The sequence below is a fragment of the Thiohalocapsa halophila genome (genome assembly GCF_016583825.1).
GTDB lineage: Bacteria > Pseudomonadota > Gammaproteobacteria > Chromatiales > Chromatiaceae > Thiohalocapsa > Thiohalocapsa halophila.
On sequence record NZ_NRRV01000069.1, the window covers coordinates 18,446 to 27,764 of the forward strand.

At 65.8% G+C, this 9,319-nt stretch carries 11 protein-coding genes and 2 pseudogenes; 9 read left to right on the top strand and 4 right to left on the bottom strand.

Annotation, left to right across the window (positions count from 1 at the left end; all coding sequences use genetic code 11):
* Positions 1–19: 19 nt before the first annotated feature.
* Positions 20–1,576: a polyphosphate:AMP phosphotransferase gene (gene pap, locus CKO31_RS21170; protein ID WP_200241164.1), complete on the bottom strand. Its 1,557-nt coding sequence runs from the start codon at positions 1,574–1,576 to the stop codon at positions 20–22.
* Between the two features lie 124 nt (positions 1,577–1,700).
* On the bottom strand, positions 1,701–2,849 hold the full coding sequence (locus tag CKO31_RS21175; protein WP_207148077.1) for an aminotransferase class V-fold PLP-dependent enzyme: 1,149 nt from the start codon (positions 2,847–2,849) through the stop codon (positions 1,701–1,703).
* Positions 2,850–3,125: 276 nt separating this feature from the next.
* Here CKO31_RS21175 and CKO31_RS21180 point away from each other — a divergent pair, with 276 nt between their 5' ends.
* The 8 genes and pseudogenes from CKO31_RS21180 to CKO31_RS21215 form a co-directional block, all read left to right on the top strand.
* Positions 3,126–3,878, top strand: a complete 753-nt coding sequence (locus CKO31_RS21180) for a lipid-binding SYLF domain-containing protein (protein ID WP_200241165.1) — start codon at positions 3,126–3,128, stop codon at positions 3,876–3,878.
* Positions 3,879–4,061: 183 nt separating this feature from the next.
* A pseudogene (locus CKO31_RS21185) lies at positions 4,062–4,248 on the top strand (helix-hairpin-helix domain-containing protein); the annotation flags it as partial.
* Between the two features lie 108 nt (positions 4,249–4,356).
* Complete coding sequence (locus CKO31_RS21190) at positions 4,357–5,067, top strand: transposase (RefSeq protein ID WP_200241167.1); 711 nt, start codon at positions 4,357–4,359, stop codon at positions 5,065–5,067.
* 355 nt (positions 5,068–5,422) lie between these two features.
* Entirely contained in the window at positions 5,423–5,650 is a 228-nt protein-coding gene (locus CKO31_RS21195; RefSeq protein ID WP_200241168.1) for a DUF433 domain-containing protein, read from the top strand.
* 129 nt (positions 5,651–5,779) lie between these two features.
* Entirely contained in the window at positions 5,780–6,352 is a 573-nt protein-coding gene (locus CKO31_RS21200) for a DUF2887 domain-containing protein (protein ID WP_200241169.1), read from the top strand.
* Between the two features lie 278 nt (positions 6,353–6,630).
* A complete protein-coding gene (locus CKO31_RS21205) occupies positions 6,631–7,089 on the top strand; it encodes a DUF1640 domain-containing protein (protein WP_200241171.1) in 459 nt (152 codons plus the stop codon).
* A gap of 208 nt (positions 7,090–7,297) precedes the next feature.
* Positions 7,298–7,723, top strand: coding sequence for a type II toxin-antitoxin system HicB family antitoxin (locus tag CKO31_RS21210; RefSeq protein ID WP_200241172.1), 426 nt, complete (start codon positions 7,298–7,300; stop codon positions 7,721–7,723).
* 81 nt (positions 7,724–7,804) lie between these two features.
* A pseudogene (locus CKO31_RS21215) lies at positions 7,805–8,089 on the top strand (LbetaH domain-containing protein); the annotation flags it as partial.
* A 164-nt stretch (positions 8,090–8,253) separates the two neighbouring features.
* Here CKO31_RS21215 and CKO31_RS21220 read toward each other — a convergent pair.
* Positions 8,254–8,529 carry a type II toxin-antitoxin system RelE/ParE family toxin gene (locus CKO31_RS21220; protein ID WP_200241173.1) on the bottom strand — a complete coding sequence of 92 codons (276 nt, stop codon included), beginning with the start codon at positions 8,527–8,529 and terminating at the stop codon, positions 8,254–8,256.
* Complete coding sequence (locus CKO31_RS21225; protein WP_200241174.1) at positions 8,529–8,738, bottom strand: TA system antitoxin ParD family protein; 210 nt, start codon at positions 8,736–8,738, stop codon at positions 8,529–8,531. The genes CKO31_RS21220 and CKO31_RS21225 overlap by 1 nt, the downstream gene beginning before the upstream one ends.
* 119 nt (positions 8,739–8,857) lie before the next feature.
* On the opposite strand from CKO31_RS21225, the gene CKO31_RS21230 reads away from it, so the two are divergent.
* Positions 8,858–9,166, top strand: a complete 309-nt coding sequence (locus tag CKO31_RS21230) for a DUF1640 domain-containing protein (RefSeq protein ID WP_200241175.1) — start codon at positions 8,858–8,860, stop codon at positions 9,164–9,166.
* Positions 9,167–9,319: the final 153 nt, after the last annotated feature.

The following is a 9,319-nucleotide window of genomic DNA, read 5'->3' on the forward strand; positions in this document are numbered from 1 at the left end:
CCCGGCCGGGGCGTGCGGCTCAGTCGTCGTCAGCCCGCAGCAGATCCCCGCAGCGCAAGACGCCGGTGCCGATCTCGCTCTTCTTTTTTTTGAGCGCCTCGCGCATGCCGTCGCAGACGGTCTGGAGCACTTTGACGCGGGCGAAGTACTTGTCATCGCCTTCCACCAGCGTCCAGGGCGCGTATTCGGTGCTGGTGCGGGCCACCATTTCGTTGATGGCGGCCTTGTACTCGGACCATTTCTCGCGGTTGCGCCAGTCTTCCTCGGTGATCTTGTAGCGCTTGTAGGGGGTATCTTCCCGGTCCTTGAAGCGGCGCAGCTGCTCCTCATCGCTCACCTGGAGCCAGAATTTCATCAGGATGGCGCCGTTCTCCACCAGCTGCTCTTCGAATTCGTTGATCTCGCTGTAGGCGCGGCGCCATTCGGCTTCGGTGGCGAAGCCTTCGACGCGCTCCACTAGCACCCGGCCGTACCAGGATCGGTCGTAGAGGATCATGTGCCCGGCGCGGGGGATATGCCGCCAGAAGCGCCACAGGTAATGATGCGCCTTCTCTTCGTCCGTGGGCGCCGCCACCGGAATGGTGCGGTAGAGGCGGGCATCCACGGCCTGGGTGATGCGGCGGATGGCGCCGCCCTTGCCGCCGGCGTCCACGCCCTCGAACACCAGCACCGTGGTGCGGCCCTTTTTATAGGCGGTCCAGGCGAGCTCGTTGACCTCCGCCTGGAGCTGCTTCAGCTTCTCTTTGTAGGCGTCCTTCTCCAGCGACTGACTGAGATCCAGCTGGTCCAGCAGCGTCACCTGGGCGCTCTCGGACTCCGGTAGCTGTAGCGGATCGGACGGCGTGGCCGGCTCGGTGACGACCTGCTGCTCGCCGAGTCGGGCGTGGATGGCCTGCAGCAGGGTTTTGCCCACCGTGAGGTCGCGGTAGCGGGTGTTCTCGGCTTCCACCAGATACCAGGGCGCGATGCCGCGGTCGGACTGGCGGATGACACGCTCGGCGACGTGCTCGAAGTGCTGATACTGCTCAGAGAACTTGGACTTCTCCGGCAGCATCTTCCAGCGGCTGCGGTCGTCGCGGGAGAGCTCCTTGAGGCGCTTCTTCTGGTCCTTTTCGCTCAGGTGGAACCAGAACTTGACAATGAGTGCGTTGTCCTGCGTGAGCATGCGCTCGAAGTCCACGATGCGGGCCAGCTCCGCGTCCAGCGCCGCATCGTCGCAATGGCCCTGAAAGCGCTGCTCGATGGGCCCGAGATACCAGCCGCCGAACAGAATGCTGATCTCGCCCCGCGGCGGCAGCGCCCGCCAGAAGCGCCAGTAGCGCGGGCGCTCGCGCTCCTCGTCGCTCATCTCCCAGAATGCGAAGGTCTGCACCCCGCGGGTGTCCAGCCATTCGTTGAGCGCGTTCACCACGCCGCCCTTGCCTGCGGCCTCCACGCCGGAGACGACGACGATGACGGAGATGTCACTCTCTTTCAGGCGCCGCTGGGCGTCCAGCAGCTCCGTGCGGAGCTCGTCGCGCTGGGCCTTGAACTCGCCCTTGCTCACGGTGCGGCCCACTTTGGTTGCCTCGAACATGTGCGTTCTCCCCGGCGGCGCCGCCATGTCGCACGCCTGCCGAAATCGGGTTGGGTTGGACCCCGGCGGATCCGATTGCGGGCGCTCGCGCCGGGTCGCGGGCTGCTCGGGCTGAAGGACGCGCTCAGCCGGGCTTCAAAGTCTCTGCCGTCGCCAGCGTCAGGGCCATTGCCTGCTCCAACTGCTCCGGCGGCGTCCAAGCGTGCGGCGAGAATCTTAAGCCTCCACCGCGGCTCGCGCACATGAGCCCGCGCTGCATCAGCGCCCGATACAACACCTGATTATCCACCTTCGGCACCCGGAATGTGACAATACCCGCACGGCGCCCGGCTTCCCGCGGACTCACCAGCTCCAGGCCGTGCCGGTCCACCAGCGCCACCAGCTGCGCGCTGCGCTCGGCAATGGCGTCGGCGACGGCGTCCATGCCCACCTCCAAGAGCAGTGACAGGCTGGCTTCCAGCGCATGGATGCCGAGCATGTTCGGGCTGCCGCTCTCGAAGCGCCGCGCACTGTCCGCGGGCTGCCAGTCCTTGCGGTCGAAGTTGCCCATGTCCTCTACCATGTGCCAGCCGTACTGGGTGAGCCGCAGCGAGTCCCGCAGCGTCGGGCGCACCCAAAACAGCGCCAGCCCCTCCGGCCCCAGCAGCCACTTATGGCCGTCGGCGGCGATGAAGTCCGCCGGCACGTCGGCGAGGCTGAAGGGCAGGGCGCCGAGCCCCTGGATGCCGTCCACACAGAACAACACCCGGCGCTCGCGCAGCCCCTGGCCGAGCCGGGCCAGGTCCAGTCGCAGGCCGCCGGCGTACTGCACCCAGCTCACCGCACCGAGACGCGTGCGCGCGTCGCACAAAGCAAGCAGATCCGCTTCCGGGTCGCTGCTGGCGCTCAGGTCGAGCCGGCGGTACTCCACGCCCTGCTCGCCGAGCGCCTCCCAGACGATCCGGTTGGACGGAAACTCCTGCTGGATGCCGACGATGTTATCCCCCGGCTGCCAGTCGAGCCCCTGGGCCACGAAAGACAGCGCCTCCGACGTGCTCTTGGCCAGGGCGATGTCCTCCGGCAGGGCTGCACCGATGAGCTCGGCGAGGCGCATGCGCAGGCGCTGCTCGGTGGCCTGCCATTGCGGATAGCCCTGTGAGCCGGCGCTGCCGCAGCCGGCGGCGAAGGCCTGCACGGCGGCCACCGCGCGCTTCGGCCAGGGCGCGATGGCCGCGTGATTCAAGTAGATCAGGCCGTCTTCGAGCCCAAGCTCGTCGGCAAGGCGATCAATCAAGTCTCAGTCCTCCCGTTGCTCGCCGGCATGATGCCAGGGACCAGCGCGGCAACACCAGCAGGCACCCACCCGCAATTCTGGGGACGTTATACTGAACTCGTCCGAGCACGCAGGCACACACGCCCCGCGTCCAGCTTTGCCTGGCCGCGGCGAGCACCCGAGCATGCAGGCAGCCCCCATCCCGACGGGTTAAGCTCGCGTCGATGGCACCGACGATCACTAGAGGATAGACGCATGCAGGCACCTCCATACCCAAGCGCGCGCCGATGCACACTAATGCTGTCGGGGCTGGTCCTCGCCTTGGCCTGTGTCGGACTGTCGCCGCCCCTGCCCGCGCAGTCCCTGTTGGACGATCTCAAGGAAAAGGCGTCAGCCGCCGCCGCCAAGGCGGGTGAAGTCACCGATAAGGCCGGCCGCGCCGCCGGCGACGCCGCCCGTGCGGCAGGGGAGCTGGGGGAGAAGACCGTCAACAAAGTCAAGACTACGGTCAATGAGACCGCCGAGGACCTGGGCGATGCCGACACCCCCGCCGCCACCCGGGCCAAGCTGGACGTGATGGCAAGCCAAGCCCTGGACCGGCTGCTGGCGGAGCGCCCCGACGTGGCGCCGCTGGTGGGCGCAAGCTATGGCTATGCCGTATTCGACACCCGGCAGGTCAAGCTCGGGCTGGCAGGGGGCTACGGCCGCGGCGTCGCCGTGGACAACACCACCGGCGAGCGCACCTACATGCGCATGGCGAGCGCCGGTGTCGGCGTGCGCCTCGGCTTCGGCGGCTTCGACACCCAGTTCGTGATCCTGTTCGAGACGCCCTTCGCCTATCACAAGTTCGTCACCCAAGGGCTCGACGCCAGCGCCGAGGCGAGTAGCATGACCGGCGACAAGCACGAGCGCCTGGCCCTCGGCTTCGAGGACGGGCGTGCCGTGTTCGTGCTCACCAAGCAGGGCTGGAAGGTCGCCGCCGGGCTCACCGGCAGCCGCTACTGGCCGGACAAGGCGCTGAACGCGGGCCTCGATGAAACCGGGTCCTGAGCACGGGCTCCGCCGGGCGCGGACTCGGCTTCCGGGCAGTCAGGCCAGGGCCGCGTTGCGGCGCCTGCGACAAGCGGCCCAACCGGCCTCGAACGGCGACTGACCATCTATCATCAGAGGGCCTCCCGTCAGCCCCGCGAGCCGGCCAGCCACCACCATGCCCGCACCGGGCCAATCCCGCCCCGACAGCGGGTCGCTGACGCCTGGGCGGAGCAGAAGGCGATCCGCGAGATCATGGTCTTCCTGCAATCCCACGGCGTGGGCCGTGCGCATCTACAAGACCCACGGCGACGAGGCCGTGCAGCGGGTGCGCGAGAACCCCTACCGGCTCGCGCTGGACATCCACGGCATCGGCTTCAAGACGCCGGATGTGGATTAAGTGTACTGTCCCCTAAGTCAGTTCCAAAACGCATCGCTTGCCCATTTAAAATGGTGACAGTATACTGAACCCTTCTTAGATCCCATCCGTTCTGCTGCCATGGCCAGAATCGCCCGTATCGTCGCCCCCGGCCTGCCGCACCACATCACCCAGCGCGGCAACCGCGGCCAGCAGACCTTCTTCGACGATGACGACTACAAAGCCTATCGCCACCTGATGGCCACGCATGCCGCCGGCTGCGGCAGCCGCGTCTGGACCTACTGCCTGATGCCGAACCACGTGCACCTCATCCTGGTGCCGGAGCACGAGGACGGCCTGCGCTGCGCCGTAGCCGAGACCCACCGCCGCTACACCCGGCGCATCAACGCCCGCAACGACTGGCGCGGCCACCTCTGGCAGGAGCGCTTCCACTCCTTCGTCATGGACGAGGAGCATCTCGTCGCCGCCGCCCGCTACATCGAGCGCAACCCCGTGCGCGCCGGCCTCTGCGAGCGCCCAGAGGACTGGTCCTGGTCCAGCGCCCGCGCCCACCTCGCCGGCCGTGACGACGAGCTGGTGGACGTGCAGCCGCTGCTGGATCGGATGCCGCAGTGGGACGTCCTGCTCGCCGAGCCGGACGAGGACCCCTTCGCAAGGCAAATCCATGCCCACATGCGCACCGGCCGCCCGCTGGGGCAGGACACCTTCGTCCAGACCCTGGAGGCCCGCCTCGGCCGCCCACTGCAACGCAAGAAGCCAGGGCCGAAGCCCAAGCCGAAGACACCTGCGCTGGACGAAAACGCCGCCGCCAACACGCGGAGCAAGCGCTAGCGCCGCAGGCGCCGTGGGAGCGGCATCCCTGCCGCGACGACGCCGCACCCCCATGCCGATCACTTCGCAGCAGACGGCGCTTGCGCAGCCATCCGAGCACTGCGGCAGTGCCATCCCCACCGCGGCATTCAGCCTGCCACGGACGCATCAGCCACAAGCCGAAGGGCGCAGCAATTAAGGTTACCGTCCCCGTAATTGCCGGTGTCCACGTCACCGAGCTCCGTTTCCCCGTTTCCCGCTGCTTTCCTCTGCCGTGTCACGCCGGCCTTGGGTCTCCCGCGCCGGTGTGATCTGGTTGCGACGCAGCCATACCGAGTCTACCCTCCGAGGTAAGTCTCCTTGCGCCAGCGCCATCATGTCCGACCTTTCCCGCATCACCGTCGATCCGGACATCTGCCACGGAAAGCCCTGCGTGCGCCACATGCGCTGGCCGGTGGAGGTCGTGCTGGACATGGTCGCATCCGGGATGTCGATCAATGACATCCTGGCCGACCATCCGGAACTGGAGCGCGAGGACATCATTGCGTGCCTGCACTACGCGCGCACGCTGGTGTCCGGCGAGCCCGCCCGTCAAGTGGCCTGATGCGCATACTGTGCGAGCTCGCGGAGCAGGGATGCTGTTATATGGAGCTCTCGCGTGCCGGTATCGTCCGATTTCCTCGCAATTCGCCGACATCGTAACAGCCATTGCCTCTCATACGTGGCCCTGGCCATGAAGACCGACCACCCCATCTACATCTTCCTGACGGCCGGCCCCGAAGCCTTTCGGGTGCTGACCGGTGGACACAGGCTTTCGGGTGATTACCGTTTCAGCTCCCTCACCATCAAGAGCCTGGAGCGGCGCCTGGACGGGATTCTCGAGCCCGATGGGCACGCCGGGCCAGTGTACGTGGTCGAATTTCAAGGGCAGCCGCAGGCCAAGGCCTGGTATAACCTGCTCACCAAGATGGGGCTGTATGGCGAGCAGTTTCCGGAGCGCGAACGCTTTCGCGGCCTGTCCGCGCAGGAGATTTGGGCCATGCTGAACCCATCCACCCCCATTCAAGAGACCCGCGCATACCAGAGCATCTTTGCCGAGGGCAAGGCGGAAGGCAAGGCGGAAGGCAAGGCAGAAGGCAAGGCCGAGGATCTTGGGCGGCTGCTGGCCCGCCGCTTCGGCCCCTTGCCCGACTGGGCCGTCGCCCGCATCCAAGCAGCGCCCATCGCCCAGCTCGACGCCTGGCTCGACGGCATTTTCGACGCCGACCGCTTGGAAGCACTCATCGGACCGGAGCAGCAGGACTGAGGCCGCTTCCGCAAAAACTGAGCCCCTGCCGCCATCCGGACTGCCGCAAAAGTGCCCGGACCCGTGCGAGCGGCATCCCTGCCGCGACACCGAGCCCCAGACGGGCAGGCTCACAGCGATCCGACGCCTAACGGCGTCAAGGTTTCCGTCCCTCAGAAGGCCCCGTCAATCGACAACAGCACGCACGCCGCTGACGCCGATCTACCGAGCAGATTTGCTATGCTCGATCCAATCTCCCCGGCGATCCCAGCCTCCGACGCAGCCGTCACCCCAGTCCCATGACACTCGCCTTCAAGCTCTACGAACAGGTCAATGAGGCGCCGGACGATCGCACCCGGTTCCGCCTGCTCGTGGACGCCATCCGCGAGCTGGAGGAAGGCTGGCCGCGGCCGGGCGAGATCGCCCGCGGCGCGGACGTGCGGGAGTCGGAGCTGCGCCTCCAGAAAGAGATCGAAGTCGTCCGCAAGGAAATGAAGGACGTCGAGCTACGCCTCCAGAAAGAGATCGAAGTCGTCCGCAAGGAGATCGAAGTCGTTCGCAAGGAAATGAAGGAAGTCGAGCTGAAGCTGCAGAAAGAGATCGCGCAGGTTCGGGTCGACCTCGAGCAGGTCCGGGTCGACCTCAAATCCACCGAGGCCAACCTCCGCACCGCCATGCACCGCCAGACGGTATGGATCATCGGCGCCATCGGCGCCGTCACCGGACTCGTGCGCCTGTTGGACTGGCTGCTTGCCTAGCTGCCCCGCCCAATGAGCCCGCGGCAGCGCGCCCTGTCCCGGCATTGATGGTATCGCGGCCAGAGGCCGCTGCCACACACGCACACGCACGCCCCGTGGGAGCGGCATCCCTGCCGCGACGATGCCGCACCGCCACCCCCAAACGCATCGCGACCAGAGGCCGCTCCCACAGCAAACAACTCGGCCTCAGCGAACAGGATCTTTGACCATGCAAAGCTTTGTCTACCCCGTCGCGCTTGCTGAGGACCCGCAGGGCGGCTCCATCGTCACCTGTCGTGACCTGCCAGAGGTCATCACCCAAGGCGATACGCGCGAAGATGCCCTAGAGGCTGCCGAGGGCGCATTGCAGGCGGCCACCGAAATGCGGATTCAGGATGACGAAGACATTCCGGCGGCAAGTGAGGCGCAGCGGGGCGAGGTACTGGTCGCCGTGCCGATCGGCACCGCGATGAAAGCCGCGTTGTATCTCGCCATGCGCGAGCAGGGGGTCAACAAGTCTGAGCTGGCTCGCCGCCTGGGAGTGGACGAAAAAGAGGCGCGTCGAATGCTCGACCCGAAACATAGCACCAAGATTCCGGCACTTGAGCGCGCACTCCACCTCCTTGGCAAGCGCCCCGAATTGCGCATTTGCTGATGCCAATGCCCGCTGGCCTTTATCGCGACCAGCAAGGGGCCGATCATCCCTTCTGCAAAAAGGCACGCTGAGGGGCTGTGCATGGATTACACCGCCCACGCCACCGCCATCATCGACCCCGGCGCCCAGATCGGGCAGGGCACCTGCATCTGACACGGGGTCCACATCTGCGCCGGCGCGCGCATCGGCGCGGGCTGCTCCTTCGGCCGGAACTGCTAGGTCGGCAACGACGTCGTCATCGGCGACAACTGCAAGGTCCAGAACGACGTCAGCATCTACGACGCCGTCACGCTGGAGGACGACGTCTTCTGCGGCCCCAGCATGGTCTTCACCAACGTACTCAACCCGCGGGCAGCCATCGAACGTCTTCCCCGCACCTCGTGGAGCTCTGCGGCGGCTCGCCCGGCGCCTAGGTCGCGCAGCAGACCATGCGGCACAAGGCCGTAACGCAGCCGTATCAAGCCATCTACTGGCTGATCCTGCTGATGGCCGGGTCAGCGCATCTACCTGGCCCCAGCGTCCCGTTTGCACTAGTCAATGCACTTGAGATCGCGATAGAAATTTTCATGTGGTCCAACCATCAACAGTTTGACCGTGTTTTCGTCCAGCACCCGGTAGGCGAGCAGGGCCAGCCCGTTGCCCATGTGAAATTTGCAGACCCTTACACCCGCAAGGGCACCAACCTTGATTTCACCCGCGTCCGGTTGGCGGCTGATCGTACGCACAGCTTCATCGAGCTTCGCTTTGTGCGCGCGGTGCATTTTCTTGACCGCGCGCGCAAAGGTTGGCGTGATCAGAATGCGCATCAGCCGAACTGATACTCACCGACGGGTTCTTCTTCATCGGCAAGCAGGAGTTCGCGGATAACGCTGAAGGGCAAATCCGGATTCTCCGTCGCGATCTTACCGATCCGAGACCAGTATTCGATTTGCTTGGGTACCGAACGATGCTCGACCGCGCCGTGGCGCTTGGCGCTCTCAACAAGCGGCTCTGACAGCTTGACGTTGATGGACATGTGGACCTCCTCTGCAAGGCTCCATAGTAGCCCCAAAAGGGACTCTAACGGAACCTGGAAGGTTCAACCCTCAGGGTGCGTCCCGTCCCAGCCTCCGACGCAGCCCTCACCCCAGTCTCATGACACTCGCCTTCAAGCTCTACGAACAGGTCAACGAGGCGCCGGATGATCGCACCCGGTTTCGCCTGATCGTGGACGCCATCCGCGAGCTGGAGGAAGGCTGGCCGCGGCCGGGCGAGATCGCCCGTGGTGCGGACGTGCGGGAGTCGGAGCTGCGCCTCCAGAAAGAGATCGAAGTCGTCCGCAAGGAGCTCGAAGCCGTCCGCAAGGAAATAAAGGACGTCGAGCTGCGCCTTCAGAAAGAGATCGAAGTCGTTCGCAAGGAAATGAAGGAAGTCGAGCTGAAGCTGCAGAAAGAGATCGCGTAGGTTCGGGTCGACCTCGAGCAGGTCCGGGTCGACCTCAAATCCACCGAGACCAACCTCCGCACCGCCATGCACCGCCAGACGGTATGGATCATCGGCGCCATCGGCGCCGTCACCGGACTCGTGCGCCTGCTGGACTGGCTGCTCGCCTAGCTG

Excerpts from the sequence above, each read along its gene's own strand:
- pap (WP_200241164.1), bottom strand. The coding sequence starts at position 1,576 with ATGTTCGAGGCAACCAAAGTGGGCCGCACCGTGAGCAAGGGCGAGTTC.
- CKO31_RS21180 (WP_200241165.1), top strand. The coding sequence starts at position 3,126 with ATGCTGTCGGGGCTGGTCCTCGCCTTGGCCTGTGTCGGACTGTCGCCG.
- CKO31_RS21190 (WP_200241167.1), top strand. The coding sequence starts at position 4,357 with ATGGCCAGAATCGCCCGTATCGTCGCCCCCGGCCTGCCGCACCACATC.
- CKO31_RS21195 (WP_200241168.1), top strand. The coding sequence starts at position 5,423 with ATGTCCGACCTTTCCCGCATCACCGTCGATCCGGACATCTGCCACGGA.
- CKO31_RS21200 (WP_200241169.1), top strand. The coding sequence starts at position 5,780 with ATGAAGACCGACCACCCCATCTACATCTTCCTGACGGCCGGCCCCGAA.
- CKO31_RS21205 (WP_200241171.1), top strand. The coding sequence starts at position 6,631 with ATGACACTCGCCTTCAAGCTCTACGAACAGGTCAATGAGGCGCCGGAC.
- CKO31_RS21210 (WP_200241172.1), top strand. The coding sequence starts at position 7,298 with ATGCAAAGCTTTGTCTACCCCGTCGCGCTTGCTGAGGACCCGCAGGGC.
- CKO31_RS21220 (WP_200241173.1), bottom strand. The coding sequence starts at position 8,529 with ATGCGCATTCTGATCACGCCAACCTTTGCGCGCGCGGTCAAGAAAATG.
- CKO31_RS21225 (WP_200241174.1), bottom strand. The coding sequence starts at position 8,738 with ATGTCCATCAACGTCAAGCTGTCAGAGCCGCTTGTTGAGAGCGCCAAG.
- CKO31_RS21230 (WP_200241175.1), top strand. The coding sequence starts at position 8,858 with ATGACACTCGCCTTCAAGCTCTACGAACAGGTCAACGAGGCGCCGGAT.